This is a genomic window from Tepidibacillus sp. LV47 (assembly GCF_048381575.1).
Lineage (GTDB): Bacteria > Bacillota > Bacilli > Tepidibacillales > Tepidibacillaceae > Tepidibacillus.
Map to the genome: position 1 here is coordinate 132,845 of NZ_JBLWIF010000006.1, position 21,833 is coordinate 154,677.

General features: G+C 37.0%; 23 protein-coding genes and 1 riboswitch. Of the genes, 19 read left to right on the top strand and 4 right to left on the bottom strand.

What is annotated here, in order from left to right:
• The 3 genes from ACMW72_RS08675 to ACMW72_RS08685 all read left to right on the top strand — a co-directional run bounded on the left by ACMW72_RS08675 (position 1) and on the right by ACMW72_RS08685 (position 3,561).
• Complete coding sequence (locus ACMW72_RS08675; RefSeq protein ID WP_418368434.1) at positions 1-1,758, top strand: hydantoinase B/oxoprolinase family protein; 1,758 nt, start codon at positions 1-3, stop codon at positions 1,756-1,758.
• Positions 1,755-2,090 (top strand): cupin domain-containing protein, encoded by a 336-nt coding sequence (locus ACMW72_RS08680; protein WP_418368435.1) that lies wholly within the window; start codon positions 1,755-1,757, stop codon positions 2,088-2,090. The genes ACMW72_RS08675 and ACMW72_RS08680 overlap by 4 nt, the downstream gene beginning before the upstream one ends.
• 127 nt (positions 2,091-2,217) lie before the next feature.
• A complete protein-coding gene (locus ACMW72_RS08685) occupies positions 2,218-3,561 on the top strand; it encodes a cytosine permease (protein WP_418368436.1) in 1,344 nt (447 codons plus the stop codon).
• Positions 3,562-3,636: 75 nt separating this feature from the next.
• On the opposite strand, the gene ACMW72_RS08690 is transcribed toward ACMW72_RS08685, so the two are convergent.
• Positions 3,637-3,918, bottom strand: a complete 282-nt coding sequence (locus ACMW72_RS08690) for a hypothetical protein (protein WP_418368437.1) — start codon at positions 3,916-3,918, stop codon at positions 3,637-3,639.
• Positions 3,919-4,206: 288 nt separating this feature from the next.
• Between ACMW72_RS08690 and ACMW72_RS08695 the strand changes: the two genes are divergently transcribed.
• The gene (locus ACMW72_RS08695) at positions 4,207-4,335 is read left to right on the top strand and encodes a hypothetical protein (protein ID WP_418368438.1); all 129 of its coding nucleotides are present in this window, start codon (positions 4,207-4,209) and stop codon (positions 4,333-4,335) included.
• 14 nt (positions 4,336-4,349) lie between these two features.
• The gene (locus ACMW72_RS08700; RefSeq protein ID WP_418368439.1) at positions 4,350-4,805 is read left to right on the top strand and encodes a hypothetical protein; all 456 of its coding nucleotides are present in this window, start codon (positions 4,350-4,352) and stop codon (positions 4,803-4,805) included.
• A 30-nt stretch (positions 4,806-4,835) separates the two neighbouring features.
• Here ACMW72_RS08700 and ACMW72_RS08705 read toward each other — a convergent pair whose 3' ends face one another.
• Together ACMW72_RS08705 and ACMW72_RS08710 are read right to left on the bottom strand one after the other, a co-directional pair.
• Complete coding sequence (locus ACMW72_RS08705) at positions 4,836-5,495, bottom strand: amino acid ABC transporter permease (protein ID WP_418368440.1); 660 nt, start codon at positions 5,493-5,495, stop codon at positions 4,836-4,838.
• Positions 5,496-5,542: 47 nt separating this feature from the next.
• The gene (locus ACMW72_RS08710) at positions 5,543-6,328 is read right to left on the bottom strand and encodes a basic amino acid ABC transporter substrate-binding protein (RefSeq protein ID WP_418368441.1); all 786 of its coding nucleotides are present in this window, start codon (positions 6,326-6,328) and stop codon (positions 5,543-5,545) included.
• 185 nt (positions 6,329-6,513) lie between these two features.
• Between ACMW72_RS08710 and ACMW72_RS08715 the strand changes: the two genes are divergently transcribed.
• From ACMW72_RS08715 to ACMW72_RS08755, 9 genes are all read left to right on the top strand, one after another.
• The gene (locus tag ACMW72_RS08715; protein WP_418368442.1) at positions 6,514-7,239 is read left to right on the top strand and encodes an amino acid ABC transporter ATP-binding protein; all 726 of its coding nucleotides are present in this window, start codon (positions 6,514-6,516) and stop codon (positions 7,237-7,239) included.
• Between the two features lie 451 nt (positions 7,240-7,690).
• Positions 7,691-9,319: a sodium:solute symporter family protein gene (locus ACMW72_RS08720; protein ID WP_418368443.1), complete on the top strand. Its 1,629-nt coding sequence runs from the start codon at positions 7,691-7,693 to the stop codon at positions 9,317-9,319.
• Between the two features lie 41 nt (positions 9,320-9,360).
• Positions 9,361-9,816, top strand: coding sequence for an OsmC family protein (locus ACMW72_RS08725; protein ID WP_418368444.1), 456 nt, complete (start codon positions 9,361-9,363; stop codon positions 9,814-9,816).
• 277 nt (positions 9,817-10,093) lie between these two features.
• Positions 10,094-10,202: riboswitch (SAM riboswitch) on the top strand.
• A gap of 112 nt (positions 10,203-10,314) precedes the next feature.
• Complete coding sequence (locus ACMW72_RS08730; RefSeq protein WP_418368445.1) at positions 10,315-11,349, top strand: methionine ABC transporter ATP-binding protein; 1,035 nt, start codon at positions 10,315-10,317, stop codon at positions 11,347-11,349.
• The gene (locus ACMW72_RS08735; RefSeq protein WP_418368446.1) at positions 11,330-11,989 is read left to right on the top strand and encodes a methionine ABC transporter permease; all 660 of its coding nucleotides are present in this window, start codon (positions 11,330-11,332) and stop codon (positions 11,987-11,989) included. The genes ACMW72_RS08730 and ACMW72_RS08735 overlap by 20 nt, the downstream gene beginning before the upstream one ends.
• A gap of 21 nt (positions 11,990-12,010) precedes the next feature.
• Positions 12,011-12,847, top strand: coding sequence for a MetQ/NlpA family ABC transporter substrate-binding protein (locus tag ACMW72_RS08740; RefSeq protein WP_418368447.1), 837 nt, complete (start codon positions 12,011-12,013; stop codon positions 12,845-12,847).
• Between the two features lie 279 nt (positions 12,848-13,126).
• Positions 13,127-14,419 carry a M48 family metallopeptidase gene (locus tag ACMW72_RS08745; RefSeq protein WP_418368448.1) on the top strand — a complete coding sequence of 431 codons (1,293 nt, stop codon included), beginning with the start codon at positions 13,127-13,129 and terminating at the stop codon, positions 14,417-14,419.
• A gap of 228 nt (positions 14,420-14,647) precedes the next feature.
• Positions 14,648-15,226 (top strand): DUF1802 family protein, encoded by a 579-nt coding sequence (locus ACMW72_RS08750; RefSeq protein ID WP_418368449.1) that lies wholly within the window; start codon positions 14,648-14,650, stop codon positions 15,224-15,226.
• A gap of 21 nt (positions 15,227-15,247) precedes the next feature.
• On the top strand, positions 15,248-15,820 hold the full coding sequence (locus tag ACMW72_RS08755) for an NAD(P)/FAD-dependent oxidoreductase (RefSeq protein WP_418368450.1): 573 nt from the start codon (positions 15,248-15,250) through the stop codon (positions 15,818-15,820).
• Between the two features lie 90 nt (positions 15,821-15,910).
• On the opposite strand, the gene sugE is transcribed toward ACMW72_RS08755, so the two are convergent.
• Positions 15,911-16,234: a quaternary ammonium compound efflux SMR transporter SugE gene (gene sugE, locus ACMW72_RS08760; protein WP_418368451.1), complete on the bottom strand. Its 324-nt coding sequence runs from the start codon at positions 16,232-16,234 to the stop codon at positions 15,911-15,913.
• Positions 16,235-16,622: 388 nt separating this feature from the next.
• Here sugE and sufC point away from each other — a divergent pair, with 388 nt between their 5' ends.
• The 5 genes from sufC to sufB are packed head-to-tail and all read left to right on the top strand — an operon-like array spanning position 16,623 to position 21,811.
• Positions 16,623-17,408, top strand: a complete 786-nt coding sequence (gene sufC, locus ACMW72_RS08765) for a Fe-S cluster assembly ATPase SufC (protein WP_418368452.1) — start codon at positions 16,623-16,625, stop codon at positions 17,406-17,408.
• A 19-nt stretch (positions 17,409-17,427) separates the two neighbouring features.
• On the top strand, positions 17,428-18,726 hold the full coding sequence (gene sufD / locus ACMW72_RS08770) for a Fe-S cluster assembly protein SufD (protein ID WP_418368453.1): 1,299 nt from the start codon (positions 17,428-17,430) through the stop codon (positions 18,724-18,726).
• Positions 18,723-19,952, top strand: a complete 1,230-nt coding sequence (locus tag ACMW72_RS08775) for a cysteine desulfurase (protein WP_418368454.1) — start codon at positions 18,723-18,725, stop codon at positions 19,950-19,952. Before sufD ends, ACMW72_RS08775 begins: the two co-directional genes overlap by 4 nt.
• A complete protein-coding gene (sufU, locus tag ACMW72_RS08780) occupies positions 19,936-20,394 on the top strand; it encodes a Fe-S cluster assembly sulfur transfer protein SufU (RefSeq protein WP_418368455.1) in 459 nt (152 codons plus the stop codon). Before ACMW72_RS08775 ends, sufU begins: the two co-directional genes overlap by 17 nt.
• A gap of 16 nt (positions 20,395-20,410) precedes the next feature.
• Positions 20,411-21,811: a Fe-S cluster assembly protein SufB gene (sufB, locus tag ACMW72_RS08785; protein ID WP_418368456.1), complete on the top strand. Its 1,401-nt coding sequence runs from the start codon at positions 20,411-20,413 to the stop codon at positions 21,809-21,811.
• Positions 21,812-21,833 lie beyond the last annotated feature (22 nt).

A 21,833-nucleotide genomic window follows, 5' to 3' on the forward strand; every position in this document is an offset into this window, starting at 1 on the left:
ATGTCAAGATATGGTAATACACAGATTGATCCATTTACTCTGGATATTGTAAAAGATTCTTTAACAGCGATAGGAGAAGAGATGTTTCTCTCTTTAGCCCGAACATCAATGAGTCCTATCATTTATGAGGTACTTGATTATGCCTGTGGTTTAACTGATTCTAAAGGTGAATTGCTAACTCAGGGAAATGGTGTAACAGGATTTATTGGAATGTTATCGTTTATGGTAAAAGAAACCCTAGAAAAATATAACAAGACTGGAGATTTAAAACCTGGTGATATCATTATCATTAATGATCCTTATGGCGGTGGAGGATCACATTTATCTGATGTAGGACTAGTTATGCCAATCTTTTATCAAGGAGAATTAATAGCATTTTCGGCTAATAAAGCTCATTGGACTGAGGTTGGAGGTAAAGACCCAGGATCTTGGACGACAGACTCCACTGAAATATTTCAAGAAGGGCTACAATTTCCATGTATCAAGTTGTTTGATGAAGGTAAGGTAAATCAGGCTTTAGTTGATTTAATTGCGGCAAATGTTCGCTTTCCTGATCTTTCATTAGGAGATATGTGGGCCCAAGTTGCTTCTTTAAGAACTGGTGAAAAACGATTTATTGAATTATGCGATAAATATGGAAAGGATGTCGTATTAGCATCAATAGATCACTTACTTGACCATGGGGAACAGATGGCACGTAAACAATTAGCTACTCTTCCAAAAGGAACTTATGAAGCAGTAGATTATATTGATGATGATGGTGTTGGAAATGGACCTTTTAAAGTTCAAGTAAAAGTTACGATAACAGACGAAGAATTTATCTGTGATTTTAGAGGGAGTCATCCACAAGTTTTAGGCCCTGTTAACTGTTCATATACTGCCCTTGTTTCAGCTGTCAGAACAATTTTCTTAGCGATTACAAATCCTTCACAAGATGTGAATGATGGAGTTTTTCGCCCCTTAAAAATTATAGTAGATGAACGATCAATCTTTTCTGCTGAAAGACCTGCTGCTGTTTCAACTTACTGGGAAACGATGCTTTATGGAAGTGATTTAATTTGGAAAGCACTTGCCCCTGTTCTCCCTAATAGGCTTACAGCGGGTCACTTATTATCAGTATGTGCAGTTGTATTAGGAGGTTTACATCATGATAAGAATGAGCCTTTTCTTCTCGTTGAACCTTCTGTAGGTGGTTGGGGAGCAGGGTTAGGAAAAGACGGGGAAGCCGGACAATTTTGTATTGCTGATGGAGAGACTTACAATGTCCCGATAGAAGTAGCTGAAACACGTTATGGAATTATGGTAGATGAATATTCTTTTAGAGCAGACGGGGCTGGAGCAGGTGAATATCGAGGGGGATCTGGAGTTATTCGCTCATACCGAGCAATGACTGATAATCAATTTGTGACTGGTACATTTGGAAGACATAAATTTCTTCCATGGGGGGTTAATGGAGGGCATGATGGTTCAAGTAATGGTTTTGAAATTATTAAGGCAAATGGAGAAGTAGATGGTCCTTTTGGAAAATATGCCCGTTATCCATTAAATAAAGGTGATGTTGTACGATTAATTACTGCGACAGGAGGTGGTTATGGAGATCCTTTGAGACGTCCACCTCAAAAGGTAGCATGGGATGTTAAAAATGAATTTGTTTCTATTGAACAAGCAAAGGATGTATATGGTGTTATTGTAGACCCAAATACATTTGAAGTAGTAGGTCTCACTGAAGAGAGACGAAAGAGGGAGGCCAAGGAATGAAAGTAGTATCTATTAAAGAATTAAAAGATCAAAATCTTAAAGATATAAATATGAAAATATTATTTGATGAAACAATGGTTGAAGGAAGTAAAGTTACTTTTGGAATTGTCCAGATTCCACCTGGAGCAAGGATCCCTGAGAATGGGTATGGAGTCCATGATGGTGATGAATACGCTCTTATCCTTAAAGGCTCAATACTAGTTGAAAGTGGTGGTAATGAATTTCGTGTTTCAGGTGGACATGCAACGTTTATTCCTGCTAATGAAGAACATCTATCATATAATGATGGAGATCAACCATGTGAAATTGTATGGGCTTTAGTTAAACGTTAATTGATTTAATCAATGCCTTATCTAAACCATAGATAAGGCTCTTTTAAAAACTTATTTTTATATTTCTTTAAAGTAATAAAAGGTTTGGGTTAAAACTAAAAACATTGATAGAAGGAAGGGATAAATTATGGAAGATAGTAAACTGAATAAAGCGATTGATAAAGATGAAGCTTTAGCGGCAATACCTTTAAATGAGAGGCAGCATTGGTTAACACCTGCAGCAATTTTTGGCGGGCTAGAATTTACAATACCAGTTTTAATGGTTGGTGCTATGTTAACAGCTAGCTTTAACATGTCAGAAATATTTTGGATTCTTCTGACTGCATTATTCATCTTTCAATGGATAGGAAATTCAATTCAGGGATACATTGGCGCAAAAACAGGAAGGTCTTCATCAGTTATTGCTAGAACGAGCTTTGGAGCTACACAAGCAAAAGTTATTGTTGCACTAACAATATTTGTTGTATCAATGGGATGGTGGGCTTTACAAACCGCTGTTGCAAGTAATGCTATTTCTGTCATGATTGGAATTGATTATAAGACTCAACATTTAGCATGGACTATCCTAACAATAATAATCGGATTGCTTTTTGCTTTACCTTCGATTATTGGTTATTCTTCGATGAAATGGACTGATTATTTAGCTGTTCCGGCAGGTCTATTATTAGTTATTGCTAGTATTTATCTAGCATTAAAAAACATCGGTTGGGAAACCATTTCGACTTGGAACCCTAAACCTTCTATGACTTTTCTTGGTGGTATAAGTTTAATAATTGGGGTTAATGTTTCTCAATGGGTAATATCATCGGATTATACTCGATATGCGAAACCAAAAATTAAAGATAATATTTTAATTCCATTAGGGATTATATTAGTAGGATTCCCTTTATTCTATGTCGGAGCAATTATGTCCGTCGGTGTAGGAAATGCTGATATTGTCCAAGTCATGGTTAACCTTGGTTTTCCATTTTGGGGATTTTTAATTCTTTGGTTAGCGACATGGACCAGCCAATTAGTCAATAATTATAGTATGGGTTTAGCATTATCAAACTTATTCAATGTGAATTCTGGTAAAGGTAGGGCATTACTTACTTTATTGGGGACAATAATCGCAATATTTATTGCGATTGCTGGTATATTAGATTATTTTATGGATTTCCTCTATATGACAGCATTAATTTACCCAGCGATTGCTGGAATTATGTTTGTGGATTTCTTCTTCCTAAGAAATAAAGAATGGGTTGATAATCCCGGATGGAACTGGATGGCGACAATAGCGATCATTATTGGTACACTTTTTGGCTATTACACTCAATATATAAAACCTTTTGGATTGCCTGCAGTCCAGTCTTTAATTATAACTGGTATTGCTTACTATATATTTATGGTTATTAAAGCAAAGATTGCACCAGATCATTTTACACCAGAAAGTTGGAAGGAAAAAAAAGATGAGTTTATAGAGATGAAATAAGTCAAAATGTGTAAAAAATTATCTTAATATTCATTTTATTTAAAATATAACAAAACCAGCTTCAATGCTGGTTTTTTATCTTTCAAATATCGATACTCGGTTTCCTGAAGTCGTAATTCCTGAATAAGTATCGGGATCAAACTCTTCAAAATGAGTTGCCTCATCTAAGATAATAGGACCTTGTTGTTGCAATTGTTGAAAACCATCTTCTGATAAAAAGTGATATTCATAACGATTGAGATAACGAATTCTCCACAATCGTTTCCTATATAATTGTGCAAACCAATAATGAAGTTTCTCACATTCGACTTCAATTTGATTCAATGTCTTATTACATATAGGGCAGAGGTATATCATTATTTTTTTCGCCTCCGCAAATTAATTTAACATTTGAAATTGGCTTTTTCGTCAAGTTCATCAAATCCCTTTTCTTGCTTCTGACCTCTGGTATAACATGTGATGAAATTAGATCTTTATAGTTATGTTATGCAACTATTCGAAAAATTTCAATCATCAGTTGGATTCATTTTTCATTTTTTGATCATCATTAGATTCATTGTGAATAAATGGAAGTCAATGATTCATCGAATAATAGGGTTATCAATCGGGTAAGGTAACTTTAACAAAGGGAAAGGGGGAATCCGTTTGAAAAAGAATCAAGAACAAAAAATCCCACCACACATTGATATGGTGGAACAAATGGTTCAATCCTCACCAAAATTAAAAAGAGAAAAGCAAAGAAAGGGAAGGAATAATGTAAGCTCTAACTCCTGAAAGGAGAGAAAAGAATGACAACGGCGATCGGGTTTATCACTTTATTTTTGATTCTTCTTTTCTTAATCATCAGTTATTACTATTTCATTGAAAAACCAAAAACGATCAAAAAGGAAAAATCAAATGTTATCCAGCTGAAAAACGATGGATTTGATTTCATTCTATATAATGGAAAAATAAAAGAATTGATGACCGATTATCATCGGTATTTTGCTGACTTAGATGTAGTCGTTTATAGCAAAAGTTTATTTATTGGTTTTTTAGAACCAAAATATGCTTACATAGACCTTCCAGCAAAAGCCATTCAATCCGTCAAATACCAACCTAACAAATTAACGATCTATTGTTATAAAGAGTTATCTGGGACACAAAAGATTATCGTTAAAACCAAGTCAACAAAACAATTATATCATTTAGCGAAAAAAGTGGATTTTATTTCCAGACGTTCAAAAAAAGTAACAGCAATATAGAAAAAGGGAGCAAAAATCGCTCCCTATTTCTTATTTCAAATCTTGGTTCATTTTTTTCTCAATCCAATTTGTTAAAAGTGTTAAGCCAAAAATCAGTACAAAGTAGAAAATTGCTACCTCTGTCCAAATTTCTAATGCTCGATAAGTCGTAGCGATTTGCATTTGTCCTTTTCGAGTTAATTCTTCAAAACCAATGACAGATACGATTGATGTATCTTTTAAAGTAATAATAAATTGGTTTAATAATGGTGGAATTACGATTTTGAATGCTTGGGGTAAGATCACGTATCTCATCGCTTGACCATGTGTCATACCTAATGAACGTGCAGCTTCCATTTGTCCTTTTGGAACTGCCTGAATTCCTGAACGGAAAATTTCAGATATATAGGCGCCAGCATTTAGACTTAATGCGATTAGACCAGCTGCCCATGCCTCTATTTTTGTTCCTGTAATGTTTGGAATAGCAAAATAGATAAAGAAGACCTGAACGAGTAATGGCGTTCCCCGAATAATATTAATATAAGTATTTGCAAGAAAATTTAACCATTTAAATTTTGATAGCTTTAAAAAGGCCGTAATTAAGCCAATTATATTTGCGAAAATTAAAGAATAGACTGTCATTTGAATGGTCATCCATAAACCGACAGTTAGAACATAAAAGGCGTCTATCATAGCTTGAAATTGAAACATACGTATCTCCTCGATCCTCTAAAATCACTACGCCTTCATTCTATAAATTAATTACCAAAGTATTTTTTGTATAATTCATCATATTTTCCATTTTCTTTTACCTTTTTTAATCCATCGTTAATTTTCTTTAATAAATCATCTTTTCCTTTAGCAACGGCAATTCCATAAAAGTCTCCGGTCATTGGTTGGTCAATTACTTTTAATTTCCCAGGGTTTTTAACCGCATAGTGTTTAAGAACTGGAAGATCTTCAATAACGGCATCTGCTCCACCATTTTGTACTTCTAAATATAAATCATTACTATTATCAAATGTTTTTACTTTTGCATCTTTTATTGAACGAGCTAATTTTTCACTGGATGTTCCTAATTTAACCGCGATTGTTTTTCCTACTAAATCATCTTTTGTTTTGATTGTACTATTATCTGGTTTAACACCAATAACTAGACCTGCTTGAAAGTAAGGTTCGGAAAAATCAACCACCTGTTTTCTTTCATCGGTAATAGTCATACCTGCAATTCCTACATCTAATGTTTTGGATTGTAAACCAGGTATAATTGCTTTGAATTCCATTGGTTTTAATTCAATGTTTAAGCCTTCAATTTTTGCAATTTCCTTTATTAATTCAATATCAAAACCTGTATATTGGCCACTTGCAGTATCTACATATTCAAATGGGGGAAATGCCGTATCTGTTCCAACATAAACTTTTGCACTTTCATTTTTTGCGACTTCCGTGTTTGTTGTACTTGTGGAATTAGAAGATAGTCCACATCCAACAACAGATAGCATTAACAACATGGTAACAAGTAAAAAAATGATCCCCTTTTTCATCCTTTATCTCTCCTTCATTTTTGGTTTTTATCGTAAGTATACAAATAATATAAACGCAAGTGATTAGCATGTCAATTAAATTAACATTAAAAGTAATAATAATTAACACTAGAATGTTTCTAAAGTTCTTGTTAGAATGATTACAAATGATTTAAGAATCTTCAACAAGAAAGGATTGGGGTTGAGTGATAATACAAGTTGAGAATTTGCATAAATATTATGGTAAACTTGAAGTGTTAAAAGGAATCGACCTAGAAGTTCAAGAAGGTGAAGTGGTATGTATTATTGGTCCGTCAGGGTCTGGGAAAAGTACTTTCTTACGTTGCCTTAATCGATTAGAAGAGATTACAAGTGGGAAAGTTGTTGTTAATGGTTATGAACTGACTGACCCTAAAATAGATATTAATCAATTTCGAACAGAGGTAGGGATGGTGTTTCAACAGTTTAATCTGTTTCCACATAAAACCGTTTTACAAAATATTATGTTAGCCCCTATGAAAATATTAAAATATACTGAAAATAAAGCAAGAGAAAAAGCGCTTACTTTATTAAAAAAAGTAGGATTAGAAGATAAAGCAGATGTTTATCCCCGGAATTTATCTGGAGGGCAGATGCAACGAGTAGCGATAGCGAGGGCGTTAGCGATGGATCCTAAAATTATGTTGTTTGATGAACCAACTTCTGCACTTGACCCGGAATTAGTAGGAGAAGTACTAAGTGTGATGAAGGAATTAGCTACTGAAGGGATGACAATGGTTGTAGTCACGCACGAAATGGGTTTTGCCAGAGAAGTGGCTGATCGGGTTATTTTTATGGACCAAGGAGTTATTGTCGAGCAAGGAAAACCTGAAGAAATCTTTACGAATCCAAAAAATGAACGTACCATCTCTTTTTTGAGAAAAGTTTTATGAGGACTACTGATGAAATTTTTGTATAAAAATTCTTGTGTCAAGCGTCAGTGAAAATGTCATATTAAAACGCCAGTGATTTTGTCACTTGTTTTGTAAAATTTATTAACTCTTAAACTTCTTAAATTTCCTTTTTGCCCGCTTTAATTAAGGGGGAGATAGGCCGAAGGCCAACTTACCCCTTGATAAAGTAAAACAGCAGCCTCCTTTGCAGTAATCATTTTATTAATAAGGTTCATAATGACTATGTAACGCTTCAATTCATTATTATTCAAAGTAAATCTCTTCTGTCACATTGTGACATGATCACTGAAGCGTTACAATATGACAATATCATAGAAGTACAACACGAAGGCTTACTTTTTGTTGACTTTCCTTACGGAATACGTTATTTATTTGTCTATATTCCTATTAAACAAATCGGAATAGCTAGTATTAAATGAGGAGGAAAATGATGAACACATATGGTGCGTGGATTATCGGGTTGGCCATTGCTTACACAGTCATCTTAATTATGTTGGGAAACGTTATGCGGAAAAAAGTTACCAGTGGTGAGAGCTACTGGGTAGGTGGGCGCAATTTTAAGCCATGGATGGTGTTTGTTTGTATTACAGGCTTGTTTTCCGGATCGTCCTTTATCTCAATTATGGAATTATCTTATCTTAAAGGAATTTCTGCCGGATGGTATGGGATCGCCGAAATGCTACATGTTCTGATAATTGCCCTGTTGTTAATTGGAACATTTCGCAAGCGCATGATGGTAACGGTCAGCGGGTTGATTGGCGATACTTTTGGACGTCTGGCTATGGGGGTTGCCGGCGCCATTACGGCGTTTACTTTCCCCATGTGGTCTGTAGCCACTGCGTTATCCTTCGCTTCAGCGGTGAGTGTATTCACCAATATCCCCATTACCACGTCAGTTGCTTTTGTGGCCCTGTTACTGCTCATTTACCTGCAAGCAGGCGGCATGTGGTCGGTGGTAATGACCCAAACCGCTAACACGATTATGTTCTTTGTCATGTTCATTATTGGTTCGGTAGCCTTTTTCATCAATCCTGGTATTGAGGGATTAAAGCATCTGGCAGTCACCAACCCGAGCATGTTTAATACGACGAATGTAGGGTTGCAGGTGATCATCTCCTGGTTTGCAACCTTTATCATTAACGTCTTATTAGCCCAAGCTGCTTTCCAAATGGCGTTGTCCTGCCGCACACCCGAAGAAGGACGAAAAGGCATGCTAATGGCTTTTGGCGCTAATATCTTTTTCGTATTCTTTGGAGTTCTTTTCGGGTTGGCAGCGGCAGCTGTGGTACCCGGTGGCACACGTGGTATGGTCATGGTTCCCAAATACCTGGCCACGGTTTTACCAGCACCCCTTGTCGGATTGTTCTTCCTGGGGATTTGGGCCTGTGCTCTAGGTTGGGGGGCTTCCTGCCAGTTCTCTGGTTCCACCAGTTTGGGACGTGATGTAACCGGAGCCATCAACCCATCGTTAACCGATAAGCAAAAAGTCACCTACACCAAGTGGTCATTGGTTGTTCTGACGGTTGTCATGATCATTCTGGGCTTTTTGCGCAGCGAACAAGCTGCCTGGTGGAACGTATTTGCCTGGACCCTGCGTAATGGCGCAACCTTTGCCCCGGTTGTTGCGGCGCTCTTCTGGCCGCTTGCTACCAGACGAGCTGCGACCGCTGCTCTGGCTACGGGTTTTATCTCCGGATTAAGCTGGTATGCGCTGGGTAATTGGGACCCCGTCAAATTCTATTACAATGTTCATCCTGTATTTTTGGGGATGTCTGTCAACATGTTGACCATGATTATCGTGACCCTTATAGATCAGGCCGGAAAGTTTAAGGTGGGTGGCCAGCTTTCGGGACTTCGTAAAAATGTGGCCCTGACTGGAGCTACTATTGGTATCCTGTCCGTTATTTCCATCATTTTTGGATCTCAATGGTTATATACCAAAGGGTTGTTGGGGCTGGCATCCTTCCTGATTGTCGCAGGGGTGTTTATGATGACCATCGCCATAACAACAAAGCTAGAAGAACAGAGTATAGAACAAGCCTTAAGCCTGGATGCTTAAACTTAGAGAGAAACAGTGCAAAATAAAAGGAGAGATCATACATGTCAAAAGTCAACATTACCTGGGAAGGAAATATGAAATTTGTCGGCACGGATGATAACGGACACAGGATTCCGATGGATGCTGCAGCTATTTATGGTGGACAAAACCAAGGTGTAAGACCCATGGAGCTAATGTTAATGTCTCTTGGCGGCTGCACAGGCATAGAGGTTGGCCATATTCTTAACAAAATGAGAGTAAAGTACGACCGTTTTGACATCGAAGTTAATGGAAATAGAGTAGACGAACATCCCAAAGTATTTAGTGATATCCATGTGGTATACCGGCTTTCCGGGGAAAACATTTCTCCTAAAAAGGTTAATAAGGCGATACAAATGGCTGAACAGGTCTACTGCTCAGCGGCCAACATGATAAATAAGGTAGCGACGGTCACTTATTCCTTTGAGATCAATGGTACTGTGTACCCGTATGAGCCGGAAAACAAAACAACCCTCTAGAATCGCTGCAAGCACTTGTCTTCTCTCAAAAGTGTTGTTGAGAAAAGCAAGTGCTTTTATACATAACATTCTGTCAAATTCGAAGCCAACCCAGCCGCCGGATGTGTCAAGCGACAGTGAAAATGTCATATTAAAACGCCAGTGATTTTGTCACTTGTTTTGTAAAATATATTATCTAATATGTATAAAAATTCTTGTTGACAGTTTCTTTATGAGATGTTACTATTTATTTCGATCATTATGAAACATTGATGTGATAAAGTGAATAAATGTTATATCCTTATCCAGAGAGGTGGAGGGACGGGCCCAATGAAACCCGGCAACCTACCATAACATTATGGGAAGGTGCCAATTCCTGCAGGACTTTATGTTCTGAAAGATAAGGAAAGGACTTACGTATGTTGTCAATCCTTTCTGAGTTTTTCAGAAAGGATTTTCTATTTTACGGATGTAAGGAAACAACAATAGATGTTGTAACGATAGAAAGTGGTGAGTAAAATGATTCGACTTCATAAAGTGAAAAAAGTATACAACAGTAATCATAAAGAAGTCATCGCATTAAAAGAAATTAATTTAGAAATCCAAAAAGGTGAAATCTATGGAATCATCGGGTACTCTGGTGCAGGAAAGAGCACCTTGATCCGTTTAATCAATATGTTGGAAAAACCAACGGAAGGCGAAATTTGGGTTGATGGCCGTCAAATGAACCAATTAAGCCAGAAGGAACTGCGTAAAGCTAGACAGGAAATCGGAATGATCTTCCAACACTTTAATTTATTATGGTCACGAACCGTCTGGGAGAATATTGCCTTTCCTTTAGAAATTGCTGGTGTGCCTAAAGAGGAAATCGATCAACGAGTGAAGGAATTGATTGATCTCGTGGGTTTAACAGAAAGAGCGAATGCTTATCCATCAGAATTAAGTGGAGGACAAAAACAAAGAGTGGGAATCGCAAGGGCCTTAGCTAACCGGCCGAAGGTGTTATTAAGTGACGAGGCCACCTCTGCCCTTGATCCGAAGACGACAGACTCGATTCTTGACCTGCTTCAAGAGATTAATCGGAAATTAGGAATTACTATTATCTTAATTACCCATGAAATGCATGTCATCCAAAAGATTTGCCATAAAGTAGCTGTTCTTGATCAAGGAGAGATTGTTGAAGAAGGACCTGTATTAGAAGTATTTACTCATCCAAAACAAAAAATTACCAAAGAATTTGTTAAACAAGTTACCGAACATCAAGATACCGAAGAAACGATTCGTCACATACCCCATGAAAAAGGAAGTTATATTTTAAAATGTACGTTTGTTGGCGAAAATGCCAATCAACCTATTATTAGCCGTTGGGTAAAAACACTCGATGTTGAACCCAATATCTTAGAAGGAAATATTCAATATGTTCAAGGTTCGTCTTATGGTTCGTTATATATCCAATTGAAAACCACAGAAGATCAATTAAACGCATCCATTGAATTTCTTAAAAACTGTGGTGTAGAAGTGGAGGTGATCGAAAATGTGGCTGGAACCCAATGAGTGGACAGAGGTATTGCAAGCAACATTAGAGACAATATATATGGTGGGTTTATCAGGTTTGTTTACCGTAATCCTTGGAATTCCTTTAGGAATCTTTTTAGTTCTTACGGACAAAGGACAACTATTGGAAAACCGTGTCGTTAATCTCATATTATCTGTGATTGTCAATGTCTTTCGTTCTATTCCTTTTATCATCTTAATGGTTTTATTAATTCCTTTTACTCGCACAATTGTAGGAACGCCAATCGGTTCCACTGCTGCAACGGTACCGCTAATCGTGGGAGCTGCACCTTTCTTTGCCCGCCTTGTGGAAACTTCGTTAAGGGAAGTGAACAAGGGAGTGATTGAGGCGGCCCTATCGATGGGAGCGAATATTCGCCAAATCATTTTTAAAGTTTATCTTCCTGAAGCTATGCCTTCGATCATTTCAGGAATCACCGTTACCTTAGTTGCTTTAATCGGTTATTCGGCAATGGCTGGTGTTCTTGGTGGAGGCGGTTTAGGGAATATGGCGATTATCTATGGTTATCAGCTATATAATACACCCGTGATGTTAGTTACGACCGCTATCATTCTACTTCTTGTCCAATTGGTTCAAACTCTTGGAGATACGATCTCTAGGAGAATAGATAAAAAATAAACGTTAAGGAGGAATTATAAAATGAAAAAATTATTAATTGTTCTTCTCATTGCGATTTTAAGTGTAAGCTTGGTGGCTTGTGGCAATGCCAAGCAAGAGAATCAAGGAGCAAATGCTGATCAAGGAAAAAACGAAGCAATTACCTTAGTTGTTGGGGCTACTGCTGTACCCCATGCCGAAATTCTTGAAAAAATTAAACCAACATTAGAAAAAGAAGGCGTGAAATTAGATATCAAAGTATTCCAAGATTATGTTCAACCGAACATCCAATTATCTGAAGGAAAACTGGATGCGAACTATTTCCAACATGTTCCTTACTTAGAAACGTTCACAAAAGAACGTAACATCACCAATTTAGTAGATATCGCAAAAGTCCATGTTGAACCAATGGGTATTTACTCGAAAAAAGTGAAAAATTTAAATGAAGTACAAAATGGAGCGAAGGTCTCTATTCCGAATGATCCTTCTAATATGGGAAGAGCTCTAGTGCTTCTTGAAAAAGCAGGATTAATTAAGCTTAAAGATGGCGTTGGGATTAAAGGAACAAAATCTGATATTGTCGACAATCCAAAGAATTTAGAAATTGTACCTTTAGATGCAGCGATGCTTCCAAGATCTTTAGAAGATGTAACCCTTTCTGTCATCAATACCAACTATGCTCTACAAGCAAAATTAAATCCAGTGAAAGATTCCTTATTCATTGAAGATAAAGATTCTCCTTATGCCAACGTGTTGGTTGTTCGCAAAGGGGATGAAAATAAAGAAGCGATTCAGAAATTAGTAAAGGCATTAAATTCTGAAGAAGTAAGAAAATTTATTGAAGAGAAATATAATGGTGCTGTCGTTCCAGCTTTCTAAAAATCTTCAGTAAAACGGGGTTGATCCTTAAGCCAGCCCCGTTTTTTTTTTTGTATTAAGAAAGTATAAGATAGCTCACTTAACTCTAATAAGCTTGACTTGTATATTTTATAAGTGCGACTTTAGCGAACAGGCTTTTCCATCGACCTAATTTACGGAATGCCGAAAGGTTAGGAGCAGCGTTAGAACATACAAGCCATATCCAAACCGATTTTTATGATTTAAATAGAGGGTTATTTGCATATAGATAAGATATACAAGCTAAGGGAGGGAGTATTTTTGAAAAAGTTCTATGGAATGATTACGATACTATTTGTGATCTACGGCTTTATTATGTCGTATTACCTGTTTCAAACCAAACAAGCACTACCAAGTGCTTATGTAGGTTCTCCTGCTGATCCATCTACATTTATGACAAGTCAACAGTTACAAACCGCAACCATCTACTCACGAATCAAAGATTTCCTCTTTTTTATGGGTGTACCTTGGGAATGGGGTATTTATCTACTCATTTTAGGGTTTGGCCTTTCAACAGCTTTTTATGTTTTTTCGAAAAAAATACATAAACGTTCGCTTTTTTTACAGGCGATTGTTTACGTCTTTTTGTTAAGTCTTGTTGTGTTTTTATTACAGTATCCGCTGAAGTATTATTCATATAAAGTAAGTCGTGATTATGGAATCAGCGTTCAAACTTTCGCTTCGTGGTTTTGGGATCAAGGGAAAAGTTTTTTCGTTGATCTTGTTTTGACGATTCCCATGGTGTGGCTATTATATACCATCATTCGCAAATCCCCAAAAAAATGGTGGCTATGGTTTTGGCTGATATCGATCCCCCTAACGATCATGTTGTATTTTATTCAGCCAGTGATCATTGATCCTATTTTTAACGATTTCCAATCTTTACAAAACCAAGAACTAAAAAGAGACATTCTTGCATTAGCTAAGCGGGCAGATATTCCAGCAGATCAAGTTTATCAAGTGAACATGTCTAAAAAAACGACAGCAATGAATGCTTATGTAACGGGGATAGGATCCAATGCGAGAATTGTTCTCTGGGATACGACATTAAAGAAATTAAATAAGGATGAGATTCTGTTTATCATGGCACATGAAATGGGGCATTATGTCTACCATCATATTTACTGGATGTTATTTGGATCAATTATTGCTTCTTTTTTTCTCTTTTACTTTGTTTATCGACTCGTCCATTTGGTTATCGGTCGGTTTGGACAGTTTTGGGGGATTGAGAGTGTCAGCGACTTGAATTCTCTTCCTGTATTTTTGCTCCTTCTATCCTTAATTACTTTTATTGTCTCTCCTATCGAGAATACATTTTCTCGTTATTCTGAACAAGCAGCTGATGAATATGCGATTCAGTTGACTCAAAATCCAGATGCAGCGATTCGTTCTTTTCAAAAATTAACCATTGATAGTTTAACTGAACCTAATCCACCAGAGTTAGTAAAAGTCTTCTTATACACTCACCCGACAATGGTAGAGAGGTTATATACAATCAGTAATGAAACGAAACAGATTGAAAAACAACATTCGGAAGAAAAAACAAAAGAATAATATCTTCGTATCACTTGCTTGTATGTTTCTATAAGCTGATTTTTTGAGTGAGTTTTCCCATTTACCGTTTATTTGAGGAAAGCCGCAAGGTTAGGAGTAGCGTTAGAACATACAAGCTATTTTTTGTGAGGGGTATTGATCATTTTTGGGCTCAACTTGCACTTTTTCTATACAAAAATATTTATAAAATATGGTAATATAACATTGTGGGTAGAAAGGGGTGAATGAATGATCCAGCAAGTCGCGGTACCCGTTGCCTTGAAAGAATGGGCGGTGAATATTGAAGCATTAGCAAAAGGGAAGCAAATCCTCTTAATGAGAAAAGGCGGAATCCATGAGGAAACGAAAGAATTTCAATTAAAAGAAGAAATCTTCTATCTTTTCCCTACATACTTGCATCAGAAAAAGGAATTACTAAAGACAGAGTTTCAATCTATGATTGATGAAACATTGCAACGATATGATGAAAAAAGGAAGCAAGTAGAGATCAGGTATCTGGCGAAAGTAGTGGAAGATCTCCAACTTTCTGATGAGCATCAGTTGGAAAAACTTTACCCTTATCATATTTGGACCCAAAACTTTGCCGAAATGAGACTTCATTGGAAAAAACAAAATTCCCTTCATGTGCTTTTAGTAAGGGTATATCGCCTAGAACAACCTGTACGTATTTCTTTGAAAGATGAATACAATGGATGCAAATCTTGGATATCCATTGAAGAGAAAATTCCGCAAACAGATATCATCCCTGTTTTAACTGATGAAGAATTTGCAAAAAAAGTGAATACTATTCATGAAGTTTTAAAATAATGAAGAATGAGGTGAAAAAGAATGGTTGATGTCATTATTGTCGGTGGTGGAGTAGCCGGTTTATCTGCGGCTATTTTTACAGCCAATGCGGGGTTAAATACATTAGTACTCAATGATGGAAAATCTCAGATTACCAGAGTAAGTTCCGTAAAAAATATTCCTGGATTTCCTGAAGGGATTTCGGGAGAAGAGTGGATCAAACGAGCAAGAGAACAGGTAGAAAAGTTTAACGGGAATGTAAAAGAAGAAAAAGTAATAGAAGTCATGAAAAATGAGGAGGGGATATTTGAAGTCAAGACAGATAACAACTCTTATCTAGCCAAATACTTAGTCATTGCAACCAATGTGAATAAAGATTTATTAGCACCATTTGGCTATGAGGCTGTGGTTAATCCTTATGTTCCTAACAATAAAGCAAAATCCATTCCCAATATTCCATTTACGGGAGAAACATCGGTTGAGAATCTCTATTTAGCGGGCCTTATCACCGAGATTCCAAGCCAAGTCTCTGTAGCTCTTGGTCAAGGTGCAGCAGTAGGTATTGCTATTGTCTCCAAAGAAAAAGGTACGCCATACATGTGGCATGATATTTAAATGAATCAGCTTATAGAACATACAAGCTTATTAGGTTTGTATATGCCATAAGCACAGAGCGAGTTGGCATATACAAACCTATTTTTTTCATTACATATTACTTGAAGTATATTGCAAGCCAACAATCCCGATAATAATCAACGCAATAAATAGAATTCTGGTAACATCTTTTGGTTCATGGAATAAAATTATTCCCAAAATCACTGTTCCAACCGCACCAATCCCTGTCCAAACCGCATATGCAGTCCCTATGGGTAAAACCTTTAATGCTTTCGTCAAAAGAACAATACTGCCGATCATCGCCACTACTGTTCCAACACTCGGCCACAATTTCGTAAATCCTTGCGAATATTTCAAACCGATTGCCCAGAAGGTTTCTAATAATCCTGCAATAAACAAATAGATCCAAGCCATCAGAGCTTTGCTCCTTTCAATTTAAGAACTAAACAATTTTAATCTTACCTCTTTCTTTATAAGTTAAGCAAATTTATGATGAAATTCTTGCATAAATAAGAGATTAGGAGTAAGATGAAAACGTGTCCAATTTATTTAAAAATCTAGATAATATATTTTATACTATAAAAATAGTTTTTATATTGATTTCGAGTTTGATATAGAATAAAATAAGATCAAGAGGAAAGATGATTGAATTTTTTTTCTGAATCTAATCTTGACTAATTTAGTCAGGATTATACAATGTAAAAGAGACCAATGGATGATTCTTATAAAGTTATGAAAGAATAAAAATAATTAACTCCAGATCATAAAAATTACATAAACAGAATTAATGGAGGAATGTTAAATGACTCAACCAAAATTAGTAATTGATAATCTTTATGTTTCTGTTGAGGGGAAACAAATTTTAAAAGGGTTATCCCTTGAAATTAAAGGCGGTGAAGTGCACGCGATCATGGGACCTAACGGTACAGGGAAAAGTACTTTGGCTTCTGCTTTAATGGGCCATCCAAAATATACTGTAGATCGTGGGTCTGTAACATTAAATGGAGAAGATATACTTGCGATGAAAACAGATGAAAGGGCTAGAAAAGGTTTATTTTTAGCTATGCAATATCCAAGTGAAATTAGCGGTGTAACCAATACCGATTTTTTGCGTAGTGCCATCAATGCAAGACGTGGAGAAGGGAATGAAATCTCTTTAATTAAATTTATTCGTGAATTGGAACAAAAAATGAAATTTCTTGAGATGGATGAGTCTTTTGCTCAACGATATGTGAATGAGGGATTTTCTGGCGGCGAAAAGAAACGTAACGAAATTTTGCAAATGATGATGTTAAAACCAAAAATTGCAATCCTTGATGAAATTGACTCTGGCTTAGATATTGACGCGTTAAAAATTGTAGCGAATGGTGTAAATGAAATGAGAAGCCCTGAATTAGGTGTTCTTGTGATTACTCACTACCAGCGTCTACTGAACTATATTAAACCAGATTTTGTTCATGTGATGATGCAAGGAAAAATCGTTCGTTCTGGCGGACCCGAACTTGCTGAACGATTAGAAGCGGAAGGCTATGATTGGATTAAAGAAGAGCTGGGGATCGTAGACGAAACAGTTGGTCTAGAGGCTTAATCGGATAGGGGGATTCAAAATGACAATAGAGATGAATGTGAGTTTCGATAAGGAGCTTATTACCCAGCTATCCAAGAACAAACAAGAACCAGAATGGATGCTCGAATTTCGCTTAAAAGCTTTAGAAGTTTATCAGAAATTACCGATCCCGCGTTTAGAAAAAACCAAATTAGAGAAGTGGAATATCGATCAGTTTCAACCTTTTACTGATGAAACTCCTGTAGATATTCGCGATCTCCCCGAAGAAATCCAAAATATTTTAGAAGTGAATACAGAAGATCGTAGCGTCTTAGTTCAAAAAAATTCGAACTTTGTATATCAACAATTATCGAAAAAATTAGCAGATCAAGGTGTTATTTATACGGATCTTGATACTGCATTAAGGGAATATCCAGACCTTGTCAAAAAATATTTTATGAATAGCGTTTCCTTTGATGAGAATAAACTTCTTGCTCTTCATACCGCTTTATGGAGTGGTGGTGTATTTCTTTATATTCCCAAACATGCTGAAGTAGAGTTTCCTGTTCAAGCTATTTTTCTTGCAGAAAAATCTGGTCTATTACCACACGTTATTATCGTCGCAGAAGCTTATAGTAGTGTGACCTATGTTGATCATTATTTCTCAAAAAACAATGCACAAAGTACAGTACACAATGGGGTGGTTGAAGTATACGTTGGTGAAGGAGCAAAGGTAAGATTCGCAACGATTCATAACTTTGCAAATGGCGTCTATGACTACACACATCGCCATGCTGATGTACAGCGAAATGGCCGCATTGAATGGGTCATTGGCGAGATGAATGAAGGGAACACAGTATCGAATAATATTAGCATTCTAAAAGACTCAGGTGCGGAAGCGGACTCTAAATTAATCTTTATTGGAACAGGTGACCAAAAAACCAATTTTACATCAAAAGTCATACATGAAGGGAAACACACCAATAGTCAAATCCTTTCTCGCGGGGTTATGTTAGATCAATCAACAGGTATCTTTAATGGAATTACCCATATGAAAAAGGGCGCAGTGAAGTCAAATGCTGAACAAGCGGAAAAAATTCTGATGTTAAGTGAAAGAGCACGTGGGGATGCAAACCCAATCTTACTAATTGATGAAAACGATGTAATGGCAAGCCATGCTGCTAGTGCTGGGCCAGTTAGCAAAGAAGAGATTTACTACTTAATGTCACGTGGTATTCCAAAAGAAGAAGCTGAAAGATTAATTATCCATGGTTTCTTAGCACCTGTTGTTTCCTTAATTCCAATTGAGGGAATGCAAGAAAAATTAGAAAACGTCATTGAAAGGAAGTTAGGAAAATGATTGATAAATCGATCCGAAAAGAGTTTCCCATTCTAGATCAAAAGATTAACGGACATCCTCTTGTTTATTTGGATAGTGCGGCAACGGCCCAAAAACCACTAAAAGTAATTGAAACTCTTGATAACTATTATCGAAAAATGAATTCCAATGTCCATCGTGGAGTTCATACGTTAGGAACCTGTGCAACGGATGCCTATGAAGAGGCAAGGGAAAAGGTTCGAAAATTTATTCATGCGAAGAGTATCGAAGAAATTATCTTTACAAGGGGAACAACAACCTCCATTAACTTAGTTGCTCAAAGTTTCGGAAAAGGCTTTCTAAAAGAAGGAGACGAAATCGTTATTACGATTATGGAACACCATAGTAACTTGATCCCTTGGCAACAAGTAGCGAAAGCAACAGGTGCAACATTAAAATACATCCCCCTTCAACCTGATGGAACGATAAATATTGAAGATATTAAAGCGACGATTACAGCAAATACGAAATTGGTCGCGATGACTCATGTGTCTAATGTGCTTGGGACAATCAACCCGATTAAAGAAGTGGTTAAAATTGCTCATGCAGTTGGTGCGAGAGTGTTAGTGGATGGTGCCCAGAGTGTTCCACATATGAAAGTGGATGTTCAAGATCTAGATTGTGATTTTCTTGCTTTTTCGGGTCATAAGATGGGTGGACCAACGGGGATTGGTGTACTTTATGGCAAAAAAGAATTATTGGAAAAAATGGAGCCTGTCGAGTTTGGTGGGGAAATGATCGAGTTTGTTGAACTCTACGATTCAACGTGGAAAGAACTCCCTTGGAAGTTTGAGGGGGGGACCCCGATTATTGCTGGAGCGATTGGATTGGGAGCCGCGATTGACTTTATTCAATCGATTGGTCTTGATGAGATCGAAAAACATGAACATGAATTGATCGAATATGCGATGGAACGAGTCCAAACCATTAATGGATTTACGATGTATGGTCCGAAAACGAATCGCGGCGGATTAATCGCCTTTAATTTAGAAGGCGTTCATCCCCATGATGTGGCGACTGTACTGGATACAGAGGGAATTGCGGTTCGAGCGGGTCATCATTGTGCCCAACCACTCATGAAATGGCTGAATGTATCAGCGACCGTAAGAGCGAGCTTTTATCTGTATAATACCAAAGAAGAAATTGATCGCTTTGTTGAAGGATTACAAAAGACAAAGGAGTATTTTAGTCATGTCTACACTAGATGATTTATATCGTAGAGTCATTATGGATCATTATCAAGCACCAAGGAATATGGGAGAGTTGAAAGATGCAGATGCAACCATTCAACTGAAAAACCCAACCTGTGGTGATCAGATTACCCTTCAAATGAAAGTGGAAGATGGAAAAATTAAAGATGCTAAATTCCGTGGCCAAGGATGTTCTATTAGTATGTCTTCTGCATCGATGATGACAGAAGCAATCAAAGGGTTAAAAGTAGAAGAGGCTCTTGATTTGGCGGATCGTTTCTCGAAAATGATGCTTGGTGAGGATGTAGATACAAGTGACTTTGAAGACATCGAAGCATTGCAAGGAGTATGTAAATTTCCTGCAAGGATTAAGTGTGCAACATTAGCATGGAAAGCAATGGAAAAAGGAATTAAAGAACATCATTGTGATCATTGTGGTGAAGACCATCATCACGAGTAAAAAGGAGGCTGATCTAATGTCAAAAAAAGCTCCAGAAATCAGTGAAGAATACCAATATGGGTTTCGAGATAAAGATGTTTCTATATATAAGACAAAAAAGGGTTTAAACAAAAAAGTAGTGGAAGAGATCTCGAGAATCAAGGGTGAGCCTGATTGGATGTTAGAGTTTCGTTTAAAAGCCCTTGAGAAATTTTTTGCCTTCCCAATGCCGATGTGGGGTGGCGATTTAAGCGAGCTTAATTTTGACGATATTACGTACTATGTCAAACCCTCTGAGAGAACAGAGAGATCTTGGGACGATGTACCAGAAGAAATCAAAAATACCTTTGATAAATTAGGAATTCCAGAAGCAGAACAAAAATGGTTGGCAGGAGTATCGGCTCAATATGAATCTGAGGTCGTTTATCACAATATGCAAAAAGAATTAGAGGAAAAAGGTGTTATTTTCATGGACACCGACTCTGCACTGAAACAATATCCAGAACTGTTTAAAGAATACTTTGGTACAGTTGTCCCACCAACAGATAATAAATTCGCTGCTTTAAACAGTGCTGTTTGGTCAGGTGGAAGTTTTATCTATGTTCCAAAGGGGGTAAAACTAGATATCCCTCTCCAAGCATATTTCCGTATTAATTCCGAAAAAATGGGGCAATTTGAACGAACATTAATTATTGCTGATGAAGGGGCTTCCGTACATTATGTTGAAGGTTGTACCGCACCGGTATACAGTACCGAATCTCTTCATAGTGCAGTAGTTGAGATCATTGCCAAAAAAGGGGCATATGTCCGTTATACCACTATTCAAAACTGGGCACCAAATATCTACAACCTTGTAACCAAACGAGCAGTGGCTGAAGAGGATGCAACGGTGGAATGGGTGGATGGAAATATTGGAAGTAAGTTAACGATGAAATATCCTGCTGTGATTATGAAAGGTCCTCGAGCAAAAGCGATGATTTTATCCATTGCCATGGCAGGAAAGGGGCAACATCAAGATGCTGGAGCAAAGGTTATACACCTTGCACCAGACTGTACTTCAACCATTGTATCGAAATCGATCAGTAAACACGGTGGCAAAGCAACTTATCGCGGTTTGACAAGTTTTGGTAAGAATTCTCAAGGGTCAAAAGCGAGTGTGAAGTGTGATACATTGATTCTTGATGAGTTGTCCACTTCTGACACTATTCCATATAACGAAGTGATGAACAACAATATTACATTAGAGCATGAAGCAACGGTTAGCAAAGTAAGTGAAGATCAACTCTTTTATTTGATGAGTCGTGGTATTTCTGAGGAAGATGCCACACAGATGATCATCATGGGATTCATTGAGCCATTCACAAAAGAACTCCCAATGGAATATGCGGTTGAAATGAACCGCCTCATCAAGTTCGAGATGGAAGGTAGTATTGGTTAACCTTGATAAATAAAGGGTTTAG

Coding starts and splice junctions, on each gene's coding strand:
- ACMW72_RS08730 (WP_418368445.1), top strand. CDS start 10,315: ATGATTCGACTTCATAAAGTGAAAAAAGTATACAACAGTAATCATAAA.
- ACMW72_RS08725 (WP_418368444.1), top strand. CDS start 9,361: ATGTCAAAAGTCAACATTACCTGGGAAGGAAATATGAAATTTGTCGGC.
- ACMW72_RS08740 (WP_418368447.1), top strand. CDS start 12,011: ATGAAAAAATTATTAATTGTTCTTCTCATTGCGATTTTAAGTGTAAGC.
- ACMW72_RS08700 (WP_418368439.1), top strand. CDS start 4,350: ATGACAACGGCGATCGGGTTTATCACTTTATTTTTGATTCTTCTTTTC.
- sufB (WP_418368456.1), top strand. CDS start 20,411: ATGTCAAAAAAAGCTCCAGAAATCAGTGAAGAATACCAATATGGGTTT.
- ACMW72_RS08675 (WP_418368434.1), top strand. CDS start 1: ATGTCAAGATATGGTAATACACAGATTGATCCATTTACTCTGGATATT.
- ACMW72_RS08720 (WP_418368443.1), top strand. CDS start 7,691: ATGAACACATATGGTGCGTGGATTATCGGGTTGGCCATTGCTTACACA.
- sufC (WP_418368452.1), top strand. CDS start 16,623: ATGACTCAACCAAAATTAGTAATTGATAATCTTTATGTTTCTGTTGAG.
- ACMW72_RS08750 (WP_418368449.1), top strand. CDS start 14,648: ATGATCCAGCAAGTCGCGGTACCCGTTGCCTTGAAAGAATGGGCGGTG.
- ACMW72_RS08690 (WP_418368437.1), bottom strand. CDS start 3,918: ATGATATACCTCTGCCCTATATGTAATAAGACATTGAATCAAATTGAA.
- ACMW72_RS08705 (WP_418368440.1), bottom strand. CDS start 5,495: ATGTTTCAATTTCAAGCTATGATAGACGCCTTTTATGTTCTAACTGTC.
- sufU (WP_418368455.1), top strand. CDS start 19,936: ATGTCTACACTAGATGATTTATATCGTAGAGTCATTATGGATCATTAT.
- ACMW72_RS08755 (WP_418368450.1), top strand. CDS start 15,248: ATGGTTGATGTCATTATTGTCGGTGGTGGAGTAGCCGGTTTATCTGCG.
- ACMW72_RS08775 (WP_418368454.1), top strand. CDS start 18,723: ATGATTGATAAATCGATCCGAAAAGAGTTTCCCATTCTAGATCAAAAG.
- ACMW72_RS08735 (WP_418368446.1), top strand. CDS start 11,330: ATGTGGCTGGAACCCAATGAGTGGACAGAGGTATTGCAAGCAACATTA.
- ACMW72_RS08680 (WP_418368435.1), top strand. CDS start 1,755: ATGAAAGTAGTATCTATTAAAGAATTAAAAGATCAAAATCTTAAAGAT.
- ACMW72_RS08685 (WP_418368436.1), top strand. CDS start 2,218: ATGGAAGATAGTAAACTGAATAAAGCGATTGATAAAGATGAAGCTTTA.
- ACMW72_RS08710 (WP_418368441.1), bottom strand. CDS start 6,328: ATGAAAAAGGGGATCATTTTTTTACTTGTTACCATGTTGTTAATGCTA.
- sugE (WP_418368451.1), bottom strand. CDS start 16,234: ATGGCTTGGATCTATTTGTTTATTGCAGGATTATTAGAAACCTTCTGG.
- sufD (WP_418368453.1), top strand. CDS start 17,428: ATGACAATAGAGATGAATGTGAGTTTCGATAAGGAGCTTATTACCCAG.